The organism is Variovorax sp. JS1663 (assembly GCF_002157355.1).
In the GTDB taxonomy this organism is placed as follows: domain Bacteria; phylum Pseudomonadota; class Gammaproteobacteria; order Burkholderiales; family Burkholderiaceae_C; genus Variovorax.
Genome location: NZ_LYMK01000005.1, coordinates 55,426 through 75,416 on the forward strand (window position 1 = coordinate 55,426; position 19,991 = coordinate 75,416).

The window sequence follows — 19,991 nt, forward strand, 5'->3', positions numbered from 1 at the left end:
CCATCGCATGCCCCGCACCATCCGACTCATCCTCCTGTCCATCCGCGACCTCCTCGCCTCCGCGGGCCCCATCGTCTTCCTCGTCATCGGACTCCTGATCGCCGCCTACTGGTGGCTGGATCCGCAGCCGCCACGGCGCGTCACGCTGGCCACCGGCCCGGCGGGCAGCGCCTATGCGGAGTTCGGCAAGCGCTATGCGGCGGCGCTCAAGGCCAACGGCATCGAGGTCGAGCTCAAGACCACCGACGGCTCGCAAGACAACCTCCAGCTGCTGCGCGACGGTGCCGCCGACGTGGGCTTCGTGCGCGGCGGCAGCGCCGATCCGGTGGCCGACGAGGAGGCGGGCCTGAGTTCGCTGGGCAGCCTGTTCTACGAGCCGCTGTGGGTCTTCTACCGCGCCGACGCGGGTCGCGCGGTCGACCGCAAGACCGGCCAGCTGAGCACGATCACGCAGCTCAAGGACCTGCGCGTCAACGTCGACAAGCCCGGAAGCGGCGTCCCCGAGATCATGGAGCGGATGTTCCGCGCCAACCACATGGACCCGCAGAAGCTGCAGCTCTCCAACCTCGAGCAGACCCCCGCCACCGAGGCGCTGCAGGCCGGCCTGCTGGACGTGATCGTGCTGGCTTCGGCACCGCAGTCGCCGCTGGTGCAGCGGCTGCTGCGCGCGCCCGACATCCGGCTCATGGACTTCGACCAGGCCGACGCCTACTCGCGGCGCTTCGCCTTCCTGCAGCCCGTCACGCTGCCGCGCGGCGTGGTCGATCTCGCGATCGACCTGCCGCCCGGTGACAAGAGCCTGCTGGCCGCCACCACCTCCCTGCTCGCGCGCGAGAAGACGCATCCCGCCCTGCGCCAGTTGTTCGCGCAGAGCGCGCAGACGCTGCACAGCAGCGCCGGCTGGTTCAACCGCGCCCGCGATTTCCCGAACACCCGCACGAGCGAGCTGCCGGTCAGCCCCGAGGGCGACCGCGCCATCAACGGCACGCCGCCCTTCTGGCAGCGCTACCTGCCCTTCTGGGCCAGCAACCTGGTGGAGCGCATGTGGCTGGTACTGGGCGGCCTGCTGGTGCTGATGCTGCCGCTGTCGCGCGTGGTGCCGCCGCTCTACCAGTTCCGCGTGCGCAGGCGCGTGTTCCGCTGGTATGCGCGGCTGCGCGAGGTCGAGAACAAGCTGGAGGCCGGCAAGGGCGAGCGCGAGGCGCTCATCGAGGAGCTGGACAACCTCGACCGCGTGGTCAACAAGGTGGCCGTGCCGCTGTCGTACGCCGAAGAGCTCTACGCGCTGCGCAACAACATCTATGCGGTGCGCAAGCGGGTGCTGGCCCGGATGCCGGCCTAACGCTCCAGGCGCAGCAGCTTGCCGTTGGTGCTGTCGGTCAGGAGGTAGAGCCAGCCGTCCGGCCCCTGCCGCACGTCGCGGATGCGCTCGCCGCGATCGGCCAGCAGGCGTTCGCGCGCCACCACCGTGTTGCCGCTCAGCGTGAGCCGCCACAGCGCGGTGCCCGCGAGTGCGCCGACGAACAGGCTGCCTTTCCAGTTCGGCAGTGCATCGCCGGTGTAGAAGGCCATGCCGCTGGGCGCAATGGAGGACTTCTGCGTGCCCGGCGTCCAGGCTGTGCCGTCGATCTTCTCCCAGTAGGTCAGCGGCTGCTCCATGCCGGCCTTGGCCGTGCCCTCGCCCACCTGCGTGAGCGTGCCGTACTCCTGTCCGTGGCTGATGACGGGCCAGCCGTAGTTCCGGCCGGGCAGCGCCAGGTTGACCTCGTCGCCGCCCTGCGGGCCGTGCTCGTCGACCCACAGCTCGCCGGTCGCCGGATGCAGCGCCGCGCCCTGCACGTTGCGGTGGCCATAGCTCCAGATCTGTGGCTGCGCGCCGGCCACACCGAAGTTCGGATTGCCCGCTGCCGGCGCGCCGTCGGTGGTGATGCGCATCACCTTGCCATGGCCGCGGGTCAGGTCCTGGGCAAAGTCGCGCTGGTCGTTGTTGAGGCGCTCGCCCAGCGTCACGAAGAGGTTGCCGCCGCGGTCGAAGACCAGCCGGGACCCGAAGTGCGACGTGCTCTGCGCCTTGGGCAGCTGACGGAAGATCACGACCACGTTGCCGAGGCTGCGGTTGGCCACGTCGAGTTCCCCACGCGCAACCGCGGTGCCGTTGAGGCCGGCATTGCCGCCGTCGCGCTCGGCATAGCTGAGGTAGATGCGGCGGTTGGTCGCGAAGCCTGGGTCGACGGCCACGTCGAGCAGCCCGCCCTGCCCCGCGGCCTCGACCGCCGGCAGGCCGCTGACCTGGTCCGCGCCGCCGTTGACCGGCGTGCCGTCGGCATTGCGCAGGCGCAACTGGCCGCCGCGCTGGGTGATCAGCAGTTTCCCGTCCGGCAGGAAGGCCACGCTCCAGGGCGTGTTCAGGCCGCTGGCCAGTTCGACGACCTTGACCTGCATCGGACCCGAAGGCGGCGCAGGGCTTGCAACGGGTGGCGCCGCGGGTGCAGGCGCAGGCGCAGGCGCAGGTGTGGGCGCCGGGGCGGGCGTCGGCCCGGCCGTGCCGCTGACGCCGAAGCCGCCGATGGCGACGCTACCGCCACCGCCGCCACCCCCGCAGCCCGCGAGAAGCACCATCGACGCCGCCACGCACCGGATCGCTGCCGCCATGTCCGCTCCTTGCAGGCGCCACCGGCGCCCGGACGGGAATGAGAGCGCAGCCGGCTCGCGCCGGCAATAGGACGAAGCCGCGTTACGACTTGCCTACTTGAGCGCCTTGAAGCGCATCCGGTGCGGCTTGGCGCCTTCCTCGCCCAGGCGCTTCTTCTTGTCGGCCTCGTACTCCTGGTAGTTGCCGTCGAAGAAGGTCCACTGGCTGTCGCCCTCGGCCGCCAGGATGTGGGTGGCGATACGGTCGAGGAACCAGCGATCGTGGCTGATCACCATCACCGAGCCGGCGAACTCGAGCAGGGCGTCCTCCAGCGCGCGCAGCGTCTCGACGTCGAGGTCGTTCGAGGGCTCGTCCAGCATCAGCACGTTGCCGCCCGCGATCAGCGTCTTGGCCAGGTGCAGGCGGCCGCGCTCGCCACCGGACAGCGACCCGACCTTCTTCTGCTGGTCGCTGCCGTTGAAGTTGAAGCGGCCCGCGTAGGCGCGACTGGCCATCTGGAACTTGCCGACATTGAGGATGTCCAGGCCGCCGGAGATGTCTTCCCACACCGTTTTCTGGTCGGTCAGCGCGTCGCGACTCTGGTCGACAAAAGCCATCTTCACGGTCTGCCCGACCACCACCTCGCCGCTGTCGGGCTTTTCCTTGCCGGCGATCAGCTTGAAGAGCGTCGACTTGCCCGCGCCGTTCGGGCCGATGATGCCCACGATGGCGCCGGCCGGGATGTTGAAGCTCAGGTTGTCGATCAGCACCCGGTCGCCGAAGCTCTTGCTGACGTTCTTGAACTCGATCACCTGGCTGCCCAGGCGGTCGGCGACGGGGATGAAGATCTCCTGCGTCTCGTTGCGGCGCTGGTATTCGTAGTCGGACAGTTCCTCGAAGCGGGCGATGCGGGCCTTGCTCTTGGCCTGGCGGCCCTTGGCGTTCTGGCGCACCCACTCCAGTTCCTTCTTCATCGCCTTGGCATGGGCTTCCTCGCCCTTCTGCTCGGCTTCGAGGCGGGCTTCCTTCTGCTCCAGCCAGGTGCTGTAGTTGCCCTTCCACGGGATGCCGCGGCCGCGGTCGAGTTCGAGAATCCACTCGGCCGCGTTGTCGAGGAAGTAGCGATCGTGGGTGATCGCGACCACGGTGCCGGGGAAGCGCTGCAGGAAGACTTCGAGCCATTCCACCGATTCGGCATCCAGGTGGTTGGTCGGCTCGTCCAGCAGCAGCATGTCGGGCTTGGACAGCAGCAGCTTGCACAGCGCCACGCGGCGCTTCTCGCCGCCGGAGAGCAGGCCGATGTTGGCGTCCCAGGGCGGCAGGCGCAGCGCGTCGGCGGCGATCTCGAGCTGGTGCTCGGAGTCGGTACCGGCGGCGGCGATCAGCGCCTCCAACTCGCCCTGCTCGGCCGCCAGCGCGTCGAAGTCGGCATCGGGCTCGGCGTATGCCGCGTAGATCTCCTCCAGCCGGGTCTTGGCGGCGTTGACCTCCTTCATGGCCTCGTCGACTTCCTGGCGCACCGTGTGCTCGGGATTCAGCTTGGGCTCCTGCTCCAGGTAGCCGATCGACAGGCCGGGCATCGGGATCGCCTCGCCCTCGATCTCCTTGTCGATGCCGGCCATGATCTTGAGCAGCGAGGACTTGCCCGAGCCGTTCAGGCCCAGCACGCCGATCTTGGCGCCGGGGAAAAAGGAAAGCGAAATGTCCTTCAAGATCTGCCGCTTGGGCGGCACGGTCTTGCTGACCTTGTTCATGGTGTAGACGTACTGGGCCATGGCTATCTTTGCTTGGGTGTAATCAGCTTGAGCTTCGGAAAATAGGTCTTGTAGCGTGCGCGATCGCGCGACACGAGGGTGCATCCCAGATGCTGGGCATGCGCCCCGATGTAGAAATCCGGCAGCAGCGAGGGACGCGTGCCGCCGGCCCTGCGGTACTTGTGGAACGCCACCGCCGCCCCTCGTGCCGCGGCATACGGCAGATCCAGCCGCTCGTACAGCCTCGGGGGGAGCGCGGCGTCGGCGTCGCGATCCGAGCTGAAATACACCGAAACTTCGGCGTAAATCAGCGGATTGATCGCTAGCTTACCGCGGGTAAGGCAATCGGTGATGGCGGCGGCCGACCAGTCCATCCATTTCGGGTCCTCATGGATGACATCGATCAGGACGTTGCTGTCGATCAGGAACAGCTCGGTCGCCGCCTCAGCGCTCGCCACGCGTCATCTCCAGCCATTCGTCGGCCGACAGGTCGAGCTTCGAGGTGGCGCTGCCGCGCAGCAGCGCAATCGCCTCTTCGGCGGGCGTGGTCGTGCGCTTGACGGGCTTCACCACGATCTGCTTGTTGCGGTACTCGAACTCGACCTCGTCATAGGGTTTGAGGCCGGCGAGCTCGCGGATGTTCTGGGGAATGGTCACCTGTCCCTTGGATGTGAGCCGCATGCTGCGCCTCCGGTAATACTGGCAAAGTAAGAGTTTACCGCAGCCGCCGCCACCGAGGCCGGGAGCGTCGCCATGGGCCTTGAAGCGCTGCTATTCTCGGCCGATGCCCGCCCCCGATGCCTTCGAACAGGCCAAGCAGCTCTTTCTCGACGGGCTGCAGGCCTTCGAGGCGCAGCGCTTCGACGACGCCGAACGGCTCTTCCAGTCCTCGCTCGCCCTGCTTCCAGGACGAGTCTCGACGCTGATCAACCTCGCCGCTACGCAGGTGAAGCTGGCGCGGCCGCAGGATGCCCTGGCGACGGCCGAGCAGGTGCTGGCGGCCGAGCCCGGCAATGCCGACGCCTGGTTCCACAAGGCCAGCGCGCTGGGGCAACTGGAGCGCCACCGGGAGGCGCTGGCCGGCTACGAGAAGGTGCTGGCGCTCGGCACGCTCCCCGCCGCCGAGCCCTGGCTTCGCCACGGCCAGACCCTGCAGGCGCTGGACCAGCCGGAACGTGCGCTGACCTCCTACGAGCGGGCGCTGGCCGCGGCCCCCGGGTTGGCCCAGGCCTGGAGCAATCGGGGCGGGATTCTGCGGGAGATGAAGCGCAACGAAGAAGCCGCAGAAGCCTTCAGGCAGGCGCTGGCGCATGGCGCCGATCCCGAACTGCACCACTACTACCTGGCCTCGGTGTCCGCGCAGCCGACCCCGCCCACGGCGCCGGCCCACTACGTCGAGACGCTCTTCGACGACTACGCGGACGAGTTCGATGCGCACCTGGTGGGCGTCCTCGGCTACCGCGCGCACGACACGCTGGTCAGGCAACTGGCGACGCTGGGCCGCGGCCCGTTCCGCTCCACCCTGGATCTCGGCTGCGGAACGGGCCTGTGCGCCCCGCTGCTGAAACCGATGACGCAGCGGCTCACCGGCGTCGACCTGTCCAGCCTGATGCTGGACAAGGCGCAGGCCCTCGGCCTCTACGACAGCCTCGTGCACGCGGACATCGTGGACCATCTTCGAGGCACGGACGAGCGCTACGACCTGGTCACGGCGGCCGATGTCTTCATCTACGTCGGCGATCTGGAACCCGTTTTCGCGGCACTCGACCACGCGATGCAAGCGCACGGACTCTTCTGCTTCTCTGCCGAGTGCGCCTCCACCGAAAGCGCCGATTTCGAGCTCTTGCCGAGCCTGCGCTACGCGCATTCGGAGCGCTACCTGCGTGCGCTGGCGGCACGCCACCGCTTCGATCTGCTCCAGCTGATCCGCGCGCCGATCCGCGAGGACCAGCGCGAATCCATCCCGGGCCTGTTCGTCTACCTGGCGCGCCGCTGAACCCTGCGCCGGGCGGGCTCTTCCGACTCGTGCGACAATACTGGACGTTGCCGGGTCCAGTTGCCCGCAACACCGGCTCTCTGCCGGGGACGAAGAAGGCCCACCCAAGGCCCTCGAGCTCCACCCCTGACCCTCATCTGCCCCTACTGGCCCCGCGTCAAGAAACGAGTCGCGTGGGTGGGCCGATACCACCGCGCCGTGCAAAGGCGCTTGTTTGACATCAATGAACTTTGACGATCTGAAGCTGGCCCCGGCCATCTTGAAAGCCGTGCACGAGCAGGGCTACGAAACTCCTACCCCGATCCAGGCCCAGGCGATCCCCGCCGTGCTCGAAGGCCACGACCTGCTGGGCGGCGCCCAGACCGGCACCGGCAAGACCGCTGCCTTCACCCTGCCGCTGCTGCACAAGCTCACCATGAGCCGCAGCGCCACCAACAAGTTCGGCGGCACCGGCGTGCGCGCCCTGGTTCTCACCCCCACGCGCGAACTCGCCGCCCAGGTCGAGGAATCGGTGCGCACCTACGGCAAGTACCTGCAGCTGAGCTCCACCGTGATCTTCGGCGGCGTCGGCATGAACCCGCAGATCGACCGCCTCAAGCGCGGCGTCGACATCCTGGTGGCCACGCCCGGCCGCCTGCTCGACCTGCAGCAGCAGGGCATGCTCGACCTGTCGACCGTGCAGATCCTGGTGCTGGATGAGGCCGACCGCATGCTGGACATGGGCTTCATCCACGACGTGAAGAAGATCCTCGCGCTGGTGCCCGCCCAGAAGCAGAGCCTGCTCTTCTCCGCCACCTTCAGCGACGAGATCCGCGACCTGGCCGCCACGCTGCTCAAGAACCCGCAGAGCATCCAGGTCACGCCGCGCAACACCACCGTGCAGCGCATCACCCAGGTGATCCACCCGGTGGGCCGCGGCAAGAAGAAGGCCCTGCTCGCCCACATCATCAACGAGCACGACTGGAGCCAGGTGCTGGTCTTCACCCGCACCAAGTTCGGCGCCAACAGCGTGGCCGAATTCCTGACCAAGAACGGCATCGAGGCGATGGCGCTGCACGGCAACAAGAGCCAGAGCGCGCGCACGCAGGCGCTGGCCGGCTTCAAGAGCGGCGAGATCCGCGCGCTGGTGGCGACCGACATCGCGGCCCGCGGCATCGACATCGACGAGCTGCCGCACGTCGTGAACTACGAGATCCCCAACATCAGCGAAGACTACGTCCACCGCATCGGCCGCACCGGCCGCGCGGGCGCCAGCGGCGAGGCGGTGAGCTTGGTCTGCCTGGACGAGGAAGGCTTCATGCAGGAGATCGAGCGCTTCACCAAGCAGCAGATCCCGGTGAAGGTGATCGAGGGCTTCGGCCCCGAGGAAGGCGAACGCGCCGAGCCCATCGCGATGGGCCGCCAGACCCTGTGGGGCGGCGCCGGCCGGCCGCCCAGCCGCGAGGTGATGCAGGCCGCAGCCAAGGCCGCGCGCCAGGAAATGATGCAGCGCATCCGCGACAACAAGGCGACGCAGGGCGAGCGCGGCGGCAATGGCGGCGGCAATGGCAACGGCGGACAACGCCGCGCCAATGGCGGCCAGGGCGCACAGCCCGGCCGCAGCGGGAACGGCAACGGCCAGGGCCAAGGCCCGCGCGGCCAGGGCGGACGCCAAGGCCAAGGCCAGGGCCAGGGCCAGGGGCGCGGCGCGCACCATGCCCCGCACCACCACGGCCAGAACCATCTGCCGCACGAGGAGCGCCAACCCCGCCACCACGGCAACAGCCACAGCCCCACGCAGGCCGATGCGCTCGCGCACCAGCGCGCCGAGGCGATCGTTGGCGCGGCGGGTCAGCCGGATCCGCTGCGCACCAGCGTCGACAGCTTCGGCGGCCGTGGGCGCCGCGGCGGCGGCAACCGTTCGGGCGGTGGCGGCGGTGGCGGTGGCCGTTCGGGTGGTGGCCGCTCGGGCGGCGGCTACGGCGGCGGCCGCTCCTTCGGCCGCTGAGCGACCGAGGACCCAAAAAGGGCGCTGCGGCGCCCTTTTCTCTTGCCGGGGCGCGGTTCAGTTCAGCCTGCGCCCGCTCTGCCGATCGAACAGGTGCGCACTGTCGGCGCGGATCGACAGGCCGACCTGGTCATCCGGCATCGCATTGACCCGCCCGTGCACCACCAGGCCGATGCGGGCCTCGCCGACCTGCACCAGCAGTTCGGTCTCGTTGCCGGTGGGCTCGACCACGATCACGCGCGCCGGCACGCCGCTGCCTGCATCGCCCAGGACGATGTCACCCGGTCGGATGCCGTAGTGCACCGCCTGCCCGTCGCCCGCCGCACCGGCAGCCGGCGCCGGCCAGTGCGCACCATGGGCCTCGACGAAACTGCCCGCGCCGTTGCGCCGCAGCACGCCCTCCACCACGTTCATCGCCGGCGAGCCGATGAACTGCGCAACGAACAGGTTCTCGGGCCGGTCATAGAGCGCCAGCGGCGTGCCGATCTGCTCCACGATGCCGTCGTGCATCACCACGATGCGGTCGGCCATGGTCATCGCTTCGATCTGGTCGTGCGTCACGTAGACGGTGGTGGTCTTCAGCCGCTGGTGCAGCGCCTTGATCTCGGCACGCATCGCCACCCGGAGCTTGGCGTCCAGGTTGGACAGCGGCTCGTCGAACAGGAAGACCTTCGGGTCGCGCACGATGGCCCGCCCCATCGCCACGCGCTGGCGCTGCCCACCTGAAAGCTCGCGCGGGTAGCGCGCCAGCAGCGCGTCGAGGTTCAGTATCTTCGCCGCGTTGGCCACGCGCTGCTCGGTCAACGCCTTGTCCGCGTTGCGCAGGCGCAGGCTGAAGCCCATGTTCTCGCCCACCGTCATGTGCGGATAGAGCGCGTAGCTCTGGAACACCATCGCGATATCGCGGTCCTTGGACTCCAGCTCGTTCACCACGCGGCCGTCGATCAGGATCTCGCCGCCCGTGATGTCCTCCAGGCCGGCCAGCATGCGCAGCAGGGTCGACTTGCCGCAGCCCGAAGGCCCGACCAGCACCACGAACTCGCCGTCGGCGATGTCGAAGCCCAGGCCCTGGATGATCTCGGTCTTGCCGAAGGATTTCTTGACGTTGCGGAAGGAAACAGCTGCCATAGGAACCTCGAGTGACTCTTTTCGGGAACCACCGCGGAACCGGCTTTGCCGGGCCGCTGGTGTTGCCCCCTGGAAGGGGTTGGCGTAGCGACACGAAGTGCGCGAAGCCTGGGGGTTAGCTTTTGACCGCGCCGGCCGTGAGGCCGCCGACCATGTAGCGCTTGAAGGCGTAATAAATGGCCGCGGGCGGCAGCGCATAGATCAGGCCGGTGGCCATCAGCAGTTCCCACGGCGAATCGTCGGCCGCGAGGAAGTTGCCCAGCGCCACCGCCAGCGTCACGCTGCGGTCGTTGGACAGCAGCAGGAAGGCATAGAGGTATTCGTTCCAGGCCAAAAGCAGCGAGTAGGTGCCGACCGCCACGAGCGAGGGCACCATCAGCGGCAGGTACACCAGGCGGAACAGCTGCAGCGGCGATGCGCCGTCCATGCGAGCCGCTTCGTCCAGCTCGTAGGGCAGTTTGTCCGAGGCCTGCTTGAGCACCCAGATGCAGTACGGCGACGCGATGGTCACCATCGCCAGGATCAGCGACCACTGGCTGTTGAGCAGGCCATAGTTGCCCATGGTCTTGTACATGGGCACGGCCAGGAAGGCAGCGGGAATGAAGTAGGTGAACAGCGCCATGTTCATCACCGTGCGCCCGCCGCGCACCTTCAGCCGGCTGATCGCGAAGGCCGCAGTGGTGGCGACGAAGAGCGTGAGCACCCCCACCGACAGCGCGATCAGCAGCGAATTGCCCAGTTGCACCCAGAAGTGGTCGAGATAGAAATGCTTCTGCTCGAACACGATGCGGAAGTTGCTCAGCGTCGGCGAGGTGGGCCACAGCCGCCCCGAAGTCGCGGAGTCGCGCGGCGAGATCGCGAACAGCACCATGTGGTAGACCGGGATCAGCGTCCACAGCAGCACGGGGATGCCGATCAGCAGCAGCTTGGCCTCGGTTCCGATGGCCTTCATGCTGAGGCGTTTCATTTCGCCCTCCGACGAGCCGCCTCTGGGAGGGCGAGCCCCCTCGGAGCGCAGCGAGTACACGAAGTGACGAGCGTGGGGGTCATTTCGACAACCTCTTCATCATGAAGTAGACGAGTGGCAATACCAGCGGCATCGCCACCACGATCGAGGCCATCGACAGGTCCACCTGGTCCAGCCGCAGGTAGCGGATGCCCAGCGTCGCCAGCACGTGCGTGAGGTCGGCCGGCCCGCCGCCGGTCAGCAGGTAGACGCTGTTGAAATCACCCAGCGTCCAGATCATCGACAGGATGGTCGAAGTCAGGTAGAGCGTGCGCAGCGAAGGCCAGCTGATGAAGCGGAACTTCTGCCACGAACTGGCGCCGTCGACCGAGGCCGCCTCGTACTGCTCGCTCGGGATCGCCAGCCGCCCGGCCACAAGGATCAGCGTCCAGAAGGGCAGCGATTTCCAGATGTGCATCAGCATCGCGAAGCTCAGCGCCAGCGTCGGGTCGTTGAGCCAGTTGGGCCCGTCGGCGCCGGTCAGGCGGAAGATGGTGCTGTTGATCACGCCCCACTCCGGGTTGAGCATGAAGCGCACCGAGAGGATGGTGGGGATCGAGGGCATGGCCCAGGGCAGGATGAAGATGCCCGCCAGGATCTTGATCCACCAGCGCGACTGCACGAAGAAGCCCGAAAGCACCAGCGCCAGCAGCATCTTCACGTTGATCGCCACCACCAGGAAGACCAGGGTGTTGATCACCGAGCGGAAGAAGATCGGGTCGTCCGCCAGGTGCACGTAGCTCTGCGGGTGCCGGGCCAGCCAGAGCCCATAGCACACCGGGTAGAGCACGAAGACCGCGAACACCAGCAGGTAGGGCGCGACCATCAGCCGCCCCCAGAACTGCCAGCGGCCCGGGCGTGCGGCGGCAGGCGCGGTGCCGGCGGCGGCGCCGGCCACGGCAGTTGCTGTGGAGCTCATGGCAGACCCCCTTTGTCGAAACTCAGCGCGCGACAGTCTTGATGCGCTCGATCATCTCGTCGACCGCCTTGTCCACCGGCACCTTGTCGTTGATCACGCGGTTCATCGTCTTGGCCCACACGTTCTCGTTGTTGAGCACGGTGAATTTGTAGTTCTTGGTGAACTCGAAAGGCACGGTGCCCGCGGCGTACTGGTTGAACACCGACAGGCGATGCGGGTCGGCCTTCCAGAATTCACGCGCCTGGCCGGCCTTGGTCACCGGGAACCAGCGGCCCAGCGAGCCTTCCACGTAGGGCGTGAGGTTCTCCTCCTGCATCAGGAAACTGACGAACTCCTTGGCACGGGCCTTGTTCTTCGCGTCCTTGAAGATCACGCCGGTCTTCACCGCCGTGCGGTAGACCATCTTGCTGCCGTCCGGCTTGCTCGGGAAGCCGGCCGTGCGGATCCGCTCGGTGAAGTTCTTCTTCGCTTCCTCGCGCTGCTCAGGCGTGAGCGAGGCATTGTTCATGTCGTCCAGCCACTTCGCGGCGATCGAGATGGTCGCGTTGTGCGTCATCACGGTGGTCTTGTTGTGGAAGGCGACGTTGTTGTCCGGGTCCTTCCAGCTGGTGGATGACGGCGGCGTGCAGCCCTTGGTGTAGGGCGCGGTGTAGTCGGTGATCGCGCCGATCAGCCCCTGGCGCACGCTCGGATCGTCCACCAGCAGCTTGCCGCTGTCGTTGACCAGCTTGACGTTGTAGGCGTCCATGAAGGTCAGGAAGGAATAGAAGGAGTCGCTCGAGTCCACGCCCATCGGCATGCCGATGCCGAAGGTGCGCTTGCCGCTCTTCTGGCGGCTGGCCGGCTGGACCTTGTCGCACCAGAAGGACCAGTACTCCTTCCAGGTGGTCGGGATGTCCGACTCCTTGAAGCCCGCCTCGGTCAGCATGTCGATCCAGTACTCGATGTGCATCGTCTGCTGCTTGATCGGGAAGGCGTAGTAGGCCTTCGACTTCGTCTGGTCGTTGTAGAGGAAGGTGGTCTCGACCGTGTTGGGCGCAAAGCGGTTCACCATCGGCGAGAGCACGCTGCTGATGTCTTCCAACTTGCCGTCGAAAGCCCACTTGCCGGTGACCTGGAAGTCGTAGACGTCGGCATAGGCCACGTCGGGCGGACTGCCCGAATCGAGCGCCGACACCGTCTTGGGGATCATGTCCTGCACCGGGTACTGCGACAGCTCGATTTTCACGTTCTTGTGCTTGTCTTCGAACTTCTTGATGGCTGCGAACAGCGCATCGTCCTCCGCCTTGTAGAAGCCCTTGACCCACCAGACGGTGAGCTTCTCCTGCGCGGCGGCCTGGCCGGCAACGGCCAGGCCCAATGCGGCCAGGACGGGGATCACGAGTGCCTTGAGTTTCATGCTTTGTCTCCTCTTCGGTTCGATGAAATGCTCGATCGACGAGCGGACTGGGACGGAAAAAACGGGGCGCGGGCTCAGGCCGCGGCCTTGAGCCGGGGCGGCGCGCGGTTGACGCGCGGCAGGCGGCGGCGCGATTGCAGGACTTGCTCGATGTCCTCGCGCGCGCCCTCGATCAGCTTGAGGATGGCGCGCTCGGCACGCGCCGGATTGTGCGCGATCACCGCATCGAGCACCGCCCGGTGCAGCGGCAGCGACTGGGCCGGGCCGTCCTTCTTGGCGGTGGAGAGCTCGAAGCTGGTGCGCAGCAGCGCATCCAGCGCCTTGCTCATCTGCGCCAGCATGCGGTTCTGCGCGGCCGCCAGCAGGCCGTGGTGGAAGCGCAGGTCGTTGCTCACGTAGTCGCCGCCCCGCTCGATCGCCGCCTTCATGCCGGCATAGGCTTCCTCGATCGCCGCGATGTCGGCATCGGTCGCGCGCTCGGCCGCCAGCCGCACGGCCGCCGGCTCCACCACGCGGCGCAGGTCCACCAGGTCGCGCAGGAATTCGGGCGTGAGCCCCACGCGCGACTGCCAGGTGATGACGTCGGGATCGAACCAGTTCCAGCGGTCTTCCGGCAGCACGCGCGTGCCGACCTTGGGGCCGGTGACGATCAGCCCCTTGGCCACCAGCGACTTCACCGCCTCGCGCACCACAGTGCGGCTGACGCCGAATTCCTCGCACAGCAGGGGCTCAGCCGGCATCGGCGCGCCCACCGCGTAGCGGCGCGAGACGATCGCCTCGCCCAGCAGGTCCAGCGTGCGGCCGTGGATGTTCTTGCTCATGGAGATGCTCAGGCGTCCACGGGCGTGACGGGCGTGAGAAGTGGCGCACCCGCGAAATGCGCGCGCAGGTTGTCGAAGGTCAGCTGCGCCATGGCCTCGCGCGTCTGCCGGGTGCCGCTGGCCATGTGCGGCGTGAGCACGACGTTGGGCATGGCGCGCAGTGCTTCCGGTACCTGGGGCTCGGCCGCGAAGACGTCGAGCGCCGCGCCGGCGATCGTGCCTTTCTGCAGGGCATCGATCAGCGCCGGCTCGTCGACCACGCTGCCGCGCGCGACGTTGATCAGGTACCCCTTCGGTCCCAGGGCCTCCAGCACGCGCGCATCGATCAGCCCACGCGTGCCGGCGCCGCCGGGCGTGATGACGACCAGGAAATCGACCGCCTCGGCCAGCGCCACGGCGTCCGGGTGATAGCTGCCCTCGACGCCGGCGCGCGGCGAGCGCGCGGTGTAGGCGATCGACATGCCGAAGGCACGGGCGCGGTGCGCGATGGCCTGGCCGATGCGGCCGATGCCGACCAGCCCCAGCCGCGCGCCCGACACCTTGCGGGCGAGCGGGAACGGCCCCTGCGGCCATTGCCCCTCGCGCACGAAGCGGTCGGCCTGCGGGATGCGGCGGGCGATCGACAGCATCAGGCCGATGGCGAGGTCGGCCACGTCGTCGTTCAGCACCTCCGGCGTGTTGGTCACGGGCACCTTGCGCTCGTGCGCCGCAGGCACATCGACGCCGTCATAGCCCACGCCGAACACCGAGATCACTTCCAGGGCCGGCAACTGGTCCATCAGTGCGCGCGGCACCTTGGCCTCGCCGTTGGCGACCACCCCGCGGATGCGCGGCGCGGCCGCGGCAAAGGCGGCCGGGTCGCTCACGTGCGTGCGGTCGTGCACCACGTACTCTCGCTGCAGTGCCTCCATGAGGAAGGGCATCAGCGGCGCGACGACCAGGACCTCCGGGCGCGACGAAACGCTCATGGCTTGATGCCCAGCTTCTGCACCAGTTGCTTGAAGAAGTCGTGGTCGCGCTGCATCGCCTGGCCGAAGGCCTCGGCATCGAGGTAGGCGAAACCGAGGTTCAGCTTCTCCAGTTGCTCGCGCAGCATCGGCTCGTCGGCCGCCTTGCGCGTGGCAGTGCGCAGCACGGTCACGATGTCCGGCGGCGTGGCCTTGTGCACCGCCAGGCCGCGCCAGGTGCCGATCGACAGGTCGACCTTGCGCTCCTTCAGCGTGGGCACCTTGTCGAAGGCCTTGAGGCGCTGGTCGGCCATGACCGCCAGCATCTTGAGCTTGCCGCCCTGCACATGCGCGGCCACTTCGCCCGGGCTCACGGCCACCGCGTCGATGTGGCCGCCGAGCAGCGCCACCACGCCGGGTGCCGCGCCCTGGTAGGGCACGTGGTTGAACTTGACGCCGGCCTTGTCTTCCAGGCCCGCGGCAGCGAGATGCCAGATCGAGCCATTGCCCGAGTTGCCGACCTTGACTTCGCCCGGCTTGGCCTTCGCGGCGGCCAGGAACTCCTCGATGCTGTTCCAGGGTGCGTCGGCCTGCACGGTGATGGCGGCCGGATCGGCATTGAGCCGCGCGACCGGCTGGAAGTCGGCATAGGTGAACTTCGACAGGCCCAGGTGCGGCAGGATCACCAGCTCGGCGATCACCACGCTGACCTTGTAGCCGTCGGGCTTGCCGTTGAGCACGTCGCTCATGCCGACCACGCCGCTGGCACCGGGCTTGTCGTTGACGACCGCGGGTTGCGGCAGGTGCTTCTTCACCGCCTCGGCGAAGGCACGGGCCAGCGCGTCGGTGCCGCCGCCGGCGGAGGCCGGAACGACCAGCTCCACCGGCTTGATGGGATAGGTGTCCGCCAGCGCCGGCCAGGACATGGGAAGCACGGCGACGCCCAGGCCCTGAAGGACGCGGCGGCGCACGGTGTCGAAGGAACGGGGCATGGCTTTGTCTCCTGCTGCAGGCGGACTCGGCGCCGCCGCTTCTGTCTCGAAACGCTCTCGAAAAACTCGCCTCTCTTCGCGAAGCCGGACTTATCATATGATGATTGAAAAAGCGGCCCGGCAGGACAAACCCTGATTCGCCGAGGCCCCGATTGGCAGCCATCCGGAGACAACGACGATGAGCGATTCACGCCGCAAGCCCGCCCACGAACTGCGCAGCCAGCAATGGTTCGGCCGCCACGACCGCGACGGCTTCATCTACCGCAGCTGGGTCAAGGGCAAGGGTGTGCCACACGACCAGTTCGACGGCCGCCCCGTCATCGGCATCTGCAACACCTTCAGCGAACTCACGCCCTGCAACTCGCACTTCCGCACGCTGGCCGAGCAGGTCAAGATCGGCGTGTACGAGGCCGGCGGCTTCCCGCTCGAGTTCCCGGTGATGTCGCTGGGCGAGACACTGCTGCGCCCCACCGCCATGCTCTATCGCAACCTCGCCAGCATGGACGTGGAGGAAAGCATCCGCGCCAACCCGATCGACGGCGTGGTGCTGCTGATGGGCTGCGACAAGACCACCCCGGCGCTGATGATGGGCGCGGCCAGCGTGGACCTGCCCACCATCGGCGTCTCCGGCGGCCCCATGCTCTCGGGCAAGTGGCGCGGCCAGGAGCTCGGCAGCGGCACCGGCGTGTGGCAGATGAGCGAGCAGGTGCGCGCCGGCACGCTCAAGCTGCAGGAGTTCTTCGAGGCCGAGAGCTGCATGCACCGCAGCCACGGCCACTGCATGACCATGGGCACCGCCAGCACCATGGCCAGCATGGTCGAGTCGCTCGGGATCGGTCTGCCGGGCAACGCCGCCTATCCCGCGGTGGACGGGCGGCGCAACGTGCTGGCGCGCATGGCGGGCCGCCGCATCGTCGACATGGTCCACGAGGACCTGCTCATGTCGAAGATCCTGACACGCCAGGCGATCGAGAACGCGATCAAGGTCAACGCCGCCATCGGCGGCTCCACCAACCTGGTGATCCACCTGCTGGCGATCGCCGGGCGCATCGGCGTGGAGCTCTCGCTCGACGACTTCGACCGCCTCGCCTCCGAGCTGCCCTGCCTGCTGGATCTGCAGCCTTCCGGCCGGTACCTGATGGAGGACTTCTGCTACGCGGGTGGTCTGCCGGTCGTGATGAAGGAGATCGCGCAGCATCTGCACAGGGACATCGTCACCTCCACCGGGCAGAGCGTCTGGGACAACGTCAAGGACGCCGAGAACTACAACCCGCAGGTGATCCGGCCCCTGGCCACGCCCTTCAAGGACAAGGCCGGCATCTGCGTGCTGCGCGGCAACCTCGCGCCCAACGGCGCCATCATCAAGCCCAGTGCGGCCACGCCCGAATTGCTGGTGCACAAGGGCCGCGCCGTGGTCTTCGAGAACGCGGACGACCTGCACCGGCGCATCGACGACGAGGCGCTGGACATCGACGAGCACTGCATCATGGTGCTGAAGAACTGCGGCCCCAAGGGCTACCCCGGCATGGCGGAGGCCGGCAACATGCCGCTGCCGCCCAAGGTGCTGCGCAAGGGCATCACCGACATGGTGCGCATCAGCGACGCGCGCATGAGCGGCACCGCCTACGGCACCGTGGTGCTGCACACCGCGCCCGAGGCGGCCGCCGGCGGGCCGCTCGCGCTGGTGCAGAACGGCGACATCGTCGAGCTGGACGTTCCGAACCGGCGGCTGCACCTGCACGTGAGCGACGAGGAGCTGGCGCGCCGGCGCGCGCTGTGGAAGGCACCGGAACCGCCACTGGCCTCGGGCTACTGGAAGCTGTACGTCGACAACGTGCTGCAGGCCGACCAGGGCGCCGACCTCGGATTCCTGCGGGGCAAGCGGGGTTCCTTCGTTCCCAGGGACAATCACTGATCCGTCGACCTTGGCCCATCGCCCGAAGCCTATGCATCTGATCGCCATCGACTGGGGCACCAGCTCCCTGCGCGGCGCGCTGCTCGACGGCAAGGGGCACGTGCTGGAGGAGCGCGGCCACCCGCGCGGCATCCTCACGGTGCCGGCCGGCGGCTTCCCCGCGCTCTTCGAGGAGCTGTTCGGCGACTGGATGCGTCCCACCGGCAGCTTCTGCCTGATCTCGGGCATGGCCGGCAGCAAGCAGGGCTGGATCGAAGCGCCCTACTGCCCCTGCCCCTCGGGCCGGGTCGAGGTGGGCGATGCCATCGTCGAGATCGAGTCCGGACGCATCGCGATCGTGCCCGGCCTGTCCGACATGCACGACGGCGTGCCCGACGTGATGCGCGGCGAGGAGGTGCAGATCTTCGGCGCCATGGCGCTGACCGGCCTGTCCGACGGCCTGTTCGTGCTGCCGGGCACGCACAACAAGTGGGCCACGGTCAAGCGCGGCCGGGTGACGGGCTTCCGCACCTTCATGACGGGCGAGTTCTATGCGCTGCTGAGCCAGCACTCGATCCTCGCGCGCACGCTGGACGCGCAGGCGCCGCTGGACGAGGTGGCCTTCCTCGAGGGCGTGACCCAGGCCGAGAACGGCCAGGGCCTGCTGCACAACGCCTTCGGCGCGCGCACGCTGGCGCTGTTCGACCGCATGCCGGCCGGCGAGCTGGCAAGCTATCTCTCCGGCCTGCTGATCGGCGAGGAACTGCGCACCCAGTCCATCCACGCCGCCGGCGACCTGGTGCTGATCGGCACGCCGGCCCTGACACAGCGCTACCTGCTCGCGCTGCAGGTCACAGGCAACACGGCGCGCACGCTGGGCTCGGAGGCCACCTGGGCCGGGCTGCATGCGCTGTCGGGCTTTCTCAACGCGAAGAAGACAAGGTCATGAGCGCCGCCCGGCCGTCCGAAGGCGCTCGCCCCCTCCTTCAGGAGGGGGTGCGCGAAGTACACGAAGTGACAAGCCTGGGGGAGGTTACCCAATGAGCACTCTGAGCGAGTCGTTTTCCGCCGCCATGGCGCAATTGCCGCTGGTCGCCATCCTGCGCGGCCTGTCCCCGGCCGAGGCGCCGGACGTCGGCGATGCCATCGTCGGCGCGGGCTTCCGGCTGCTGGAGGTGCCGCTCAATTCGCCATCTCCGCTCAAGAGCATCGCCCTGCTGCGCGAGCGCTTTCCGGATGCGCTGGTGGGTGCGGGCACCGTGCTCGACGCGCAGCAGGTCCGCGAAGTGCATGCCGCGGGCGGCCAGTTGATCGTGGCGCCCAACTTCGACCCCGCGGTGCTGGCCGAGGCGGCACGCCTGGGCCTGGTGAGCCTCCCCGGCGTGATGACGCCGACCGAGGCCTTCGGCGCGCTCGCCGCCGGTGCCGCCGGCCTCAAGCTCTTTCCGGCCGAACTGGCCTCGCCGGCCGTGGTCAAGGCCCTGCTCGCGGTGCTGCCGCCGGGCACGCCGCTGCTGCCGGTGGGCGGCATCATGCCGGCCGGCATGAAGGCCTGGCGCGAGGCCGGCGCGGCCGGCTTCGGCATCGGCTCGGCGCTCTACAAGCCTGGCAAGGGCGCCGCCGCGGTGCGCGAGTCGGCGGCGGAATTCGTGGCCGCCTTCCAGGGTCTTCTTCGCAGCTGAGGCGTCTTGATGTCCTTCGACGCAGAGTACGCCAGCCCCGCCATCCGCCGCCTGCGCGACGACCTCGCACTGGCCCTGCGCGCCGCCGCGCACCATGGCCTGTCCGAAGGCGTGTGCAACCATTTCAGCGTGGCATTGCCGGGTGCGCAGGACCGCTACCTCATCAACCCGCGCGGCCTCCACTGGAGCGAGGTCGGGCCGGACGACATCGTGCTGATCGACGTGCGCGGCGAAGTGCTGGCGGGCCGTCACGGCGTCGAGCCCACCGCCCTCTTCATCCATGGGGCTGTGCACCGCATCACCGGGCGTGCGGTCGTGCTTCATTGCCACATGCCTTATGCGACCGCGCTCACACTCACCAGCGACCGCGCGCTCGACCCGACGCTGAGCCAGAACGCGATGCGCTTCATGGGCCGGCTTGCGATCGATGCCGAATACAACGGCCTGGCGCTCGACGACAGCGAAGGCGAGCGCATCGCCCGCGCCATGACGGGCAAGGACATCGCCTTCCTCGCCAACCACGGGGTGATCGTGGCGGGCGCGAGCATCGCCCATGCCTACGACGATCTCTACTACCTGGAGCGCGCCTGCCTGCACCAGGTGATCGCGCAGTCCACCGGGCGGCCGCTGGTGCCGGTCGATGCGAAGCTGGCCGCGCACGTGGCGGCGCAGATCCAGGGCGAGCGCGAGCAGTCGGACCTGTTCTTCGAGGCGTTGCGCCGGTTGCTGCCGGCGCCGCAGCACGAGCGGCCGATGCTTCGGCGCGCCGCGGCGTAGGGCAGTTGGGCCTTTGTTTGGCCTCGCTGGCTCCTGCGCCGAACAAACAGCAACGCC

18 protein-coding genes are annotated in these 19,991 nt (G+C 68.2%); 7 read left to right on the forward strand and 11 right to left on the reverse strand.

Features of this window, described 5'->3' with window-relative positions:
• Positions 1–7 precede the first annotated feature (7 nt).
• Positions 8–1,342, forward strand: a complete 1,335-nt coding sequence (locus A8M77_RS06415; protein ID WP_086920726.1) for a TAXI family TRAP transporter solute-binding subunit — start codon at positions 8–10, stop codon at positions 1,340–1,342.
• Here A8M77_RS06415 and A8M77_RS06420 read toward each other — a convergent pair.
• The 4 genes from A8M77_RS06420 to A8M77_RS06435 all read right to left on the reverse strand — a co-directional run bounded on the left by A8M77_RS06420 (position 1,339) and on the right by A8M77_RS06435 (position 5,067).
• Positions 1,339–2,652, reverse strand: a complete 1,314-nt coding sequence (locus tag A8M77_RS06420) for a PQQ-dependent sugar dehydrogenase (protein WP_238136736.1) — start codon at positions 2,650–2,652, stop codon at positions 1,339–1,341. The two genes, A8M77_RS06415 and A8M77_RS06420, sit on opposite strands and share 4 nt — an antisense overlap.
• Positions 2,653–2,745: 93 nt before the next feature.
• The gene (ettA, locus tag A8M77_RS06425) at positions 2,746–4,407 is read right to left on the reverse strand and encodes an energy-dependent translational throttle protein EttA (protein WP_086920727.1); all 1,662 of its coding nucleotides are present in this window, start codon (positions 4,405–4,407) and stop codon (positions 2,746–2,748) included.
• Positions 4,408–4,409: 2 nt separating this feature from the next.
• On the reverse strand, positions 4,410–4,844 hold the full coding sequence (locus tag A8M77_RS06430) for a type II toxin-antitoxin system VapC family toxin (RefSeq protein WP_086920728.1): 435 nt from the start codon (positions 4,842–4,844) through the stop codon (positions 4,410–4,412).
• Positions 4,831–5,067 (reverse strand): AbrB/MazE/SpoVT family DNA-binding domain-containing protein, encoded by a 237-nt coding sequence (locus A8M77_RS06435; protein WP_086920729.1) that lies wholly within the window; start codon positions 5,065–5,067, stop codon positions 4,831–4,833. The genes A8M77_RS06430 and A8M77_RS06435 overlap by 14 nt, the downstream gene beginning before the upstream one ends.
• A gap of 103 nt (positions 5,068–5,170) precedes the next feature.
• On the opposite strand from A8M77_RS06435, the gene A8M77_RS06440 reads away from it, so the two are divergent.
• Together A8M77_RS06440 and A8M77_RS06445 are read left to right on the forward strand one after the other, a co-directional pair.
• Positions 5,171–6,382, forward strand: a complete 1,212-nt coding sequence (locus A8M77_RS06440; protein ID WP_086920730.1) for a methyltransferase domain-containing protein — start codon at positions 5,171–5,173, stop codon at positions 6,380–6,382.
• 223 nt (positions 6,383–6,605) lie between these two features.
• Complete coding sequence (locus tag A8M77_RS06445; RefSeq protein WP_086920731.1) at positions 6,606–8,369, forward strand: DEAD/DEAH box helicase; 1,764 nt, start codon at positions 6,606–6,608, stop codon at positions 8,367–8,369.
• 57 nt (positions 8,370–8,426) lie between these two features.
• Here the strand turns inward: A8M77_RS06445 and A8M77_RS06450 are convergent, their stop codons facing one another.
• From A8M77_RS06450 to A8M77_RS06480, 7 genes are all read right to left on the reverse strand, one after another.
• Positions 8,427–9,497, reverse strand: a complete 1,071-nt coding sequence (locus tag A8M77_RS06450) for an ABC transporter ATP-binding protein (RefSeq protein WP_086920732.1) — start codon at positions 9,495–9,497, stop codon at positions 8,427–8,429.
• Positions 9,498–9,612: 115 nt separating this feature from the next.
• Positions 9,613–10,464 carry a carbohydrate ABC transporter permease gene (locus tag A8M77_RS06455; RefSeq protein ID WP_086920733.1) on the reverse strand — a complete coding sequence of 284 codons (852 nt, stop codon included), beginning with the start codon at positions 10,462–10,464 and terminating at the stop codon, positions 9,613–9,615.
• A 79-nt stretch (positions 10,465–10,543) separates the two neighbouring features.
• Entirely contained in the window at positions 10,544–11,422 is an 879-nt protein-coding gene (locus A8M77_RS06460) for a carbohydrate ABC transporter permease (protein WP_086920734.1), read from the reverse strand.
• Positions 11,423–11,444: 22 nt separating this feature from the next.
• Positions 11,445–12,821, reverse strand: coding sequence for an ABC transporter substrate-binding protein (locus tag A8M77_RS06465; protein WP_086920735.1), 1,377 nt, complete (start codon positions 12,819–12,821; stop codon positions 11,445–11,447).
• Between the two features lie 74 nt (positions 12,822–12,895).
• Positions 12,896–13,642 (reverse strand): FadR/GntR family transcriptional regulator, encoded by a 747-nt coding sequence (locus tag A8M77_RS06470; RefSeq protein ID WP_086920736.1) that lies wholly within the window; start codon positions 13,640–13,642, stop codon positions 12,896–12,898.
• Between the two features lie 8 nt (positions 13,643–13,650).
• Positions 13,651–14,610, reverse strand: a complete 960-nt coding sequence (locus A8M77_RS06475; RefSeq protein WP_086920737.1) for a 2-hydroxyacid dehydrogenase — start codon at positions 14,608–14,610, stop codon at positions 13,651–13,653.
• The gene (locus A8M77_RS06480; protein ID WP_086920738.1) at positions 14,607–15,581 is read right to left on the reverse strand and encodes a Bug family tripartite tricarboxylate transporter substrate binding protein; all 975 of its coding nucleotides are present in this window, start codon (positions 15,579–15,581) and stop codon (positions 14,607–14,609) included. The genes A8M77_RS06475 and A8M77_RS06480 overlap by 4 nt, the downstream gene beginning before the upstream one ends.
• Positions 15,582–15,759: 178 nt before the next feature.
• Here A8M77_RS06480 and A8M77_RS06485 point away from each other — a divergent pair, with 178 nt between their 5' ends.
• From A8M77_RS06485 to A8M77_RS06500, 4 genes are all read left to right on the forward strand, one after another.
• The gene (locus tag A8M77_RS06485; RefSeq protein WP_086920739.1) at positions 15,760–17,496 is read left to right on the forward strand and encodes an IlvD/Edd family dehydratase; all 1,737 of its coding nucleotides are present in this window, start codon (positions 15,760–15,762) and stop codon (positions 17,494–17,496) included.
• 31 nt (positions 17,497–17,527) lie between these two features.
• Positions 17,528–18,424 (forward strand): 2-dehydro-3-deoxygalactonokinase, encoded by an 897-nt coding sequence (locus A8M77_RS06490; protein ID WP_086920740.1) that lies wholly within the window; start codon positions 17,528–17,530, stop codon positions 18,422–18,424.
• Between the two features lie 91 nt (positions 18,425–18,515).
• Positions 18,516–19,157 (forward strand): 2-dehydro-3-deoxy-6-phosphogalactonate aldolase, encoded by a 642-nt coding sequence (locus tag A8M77_RS06495; RefSeq protein WP_086920741.1) that lies wholly within the window; start codon positions 18,516–18,518, stop codon positions 19,155–19,157.
• A gap of 9 nt (positions 19,158–19,166) precedes the next feature.
• A complete protein-coding gene (locus A8M77_RS06500; RefSeq protein ID WP_086920742.1) occupies positions 19,167–19,934 on the forward strand; it encodes an aldolase in 768 nt (255 codons plus the stop codon).
• Positions 19,935–19,991: the final 57 nt, after the last annotated feature.

Coding starts and splice junctions, on each gene's coding strand:
- A8M77_RS06415 (WP_086920726.1), top strand. CDS start 8: ATGCCCCGCACCATCCGACTCATCCTCCTGTCCATCCGCGACCTCCTC.
- A8M77_RS06420 (WP_238136736.1), bottom strand. CDS start 2,652: ATGGCGGCAGCGATCCGGTGCGTGGCGGCGTCGATGGTGCTTCTCGCG.
- ettA (WP_086920727.1), bottom strand. CDS start 4,407: ATGGCCCAGTACGTCTACACCATGAACAAGGTCAGCAAGACCGTGCCG.
- A8M77_RS06435 (WP_086920729.1), bottom strand. CDS start 5,067: ATGCGGCTCACATCCAAGGGACAGGTGACCATTCCCCAGAACATCCGC.
- A8M77_RS06440 (WP_086920730.1), top strand. CDS start 5,171: ATGCCCGCCCCCGATGCCTTCGAACAGGCCAAGCAGCTCTTTCTCGAC.
- A8M77_RS06445 (WP_086920731.1), top strand. CDS start 6,606: ATGAACTTTGACGATCTGAAGCTGGCCCCGGCCATCTTGAAAGCCGTG.
- A8M77_RS06450 (WP_086920732.1), bottom strand. CDS start 9,497: ATGGCAGCTGTTTCCTTCCGCAACGTCAAGAAATCCTTCGGCAAGACC.
- A8M77_RS06455 (WP_086920733.1), bottom strand. CDS start 10,464: ATGAAACGCCTCAGCATGAAGGCCATCGGAACCGAGGCCAAGCTGCTG.
- A8M77_RS06460 (WP_086920734.1), bottom strand. CDS start 11,422: ATGAGCTCCACAGCAACTGCCGTGGCCGGCGCCGCCGCCGGCACCGCG.
- A8M77_RS06465 (WP_086920735.1), bottom strand. CDS start 12,821: ATGAAACTCAAGGCACTCGTGATCCCCGTCCTGGCCGCATTGGGCCTG.
- A8M77_RS06470 (WP_086920736.1), bottom strand. CDS start 13,642: ATGAGCAAGAACATCCACGGCCGCACGCTGGACCTGCTGGGCGAGGCG.
- A8M77_RS06475 (WP_086920737.1), bottom strand. CDS start 14,610: ATGAGCGTTTCGTCGCGCCCGGAGGTCCTGGTCGTCGCGCCGCTGATG.
- A8M77_RS06480 (WP_086920738.1), bottom strand. CDS start 15,581: ATGCCCCGTTCCTTCGACACCGTGCGCCGCCGCGTCCTTCAGGGCCTG.
- A8M77_RS06485 (WP_086920739.1), top strand. CDS start 15,760: ATGAGCGATTCACGCCGCAAGCCCGCCCACGAACTGCGCAGCCAGCAA.
- A8M77_RS06490 (WP_086920740.1), top strand. CDS start 17,528: ATGCATCTGATCGCCATCGACTGGGGCACCAGCTCCCTGCGCGGCGCG.
- A8M77_RS06495 (WP_086920741.1), top strand. CDS start 18,516: ATGAGCACTCTGAGCGAGTCGTTTTCCGCCGCCATGGCGCAATTGCCG.
- A8M77_RS06500 (WP_086920742.1), top strand. CDS start 19,167: ATGTCCTTCGACGCAGAGTACGCCAGCCCCGCCATCCGCCGCCTGCGC.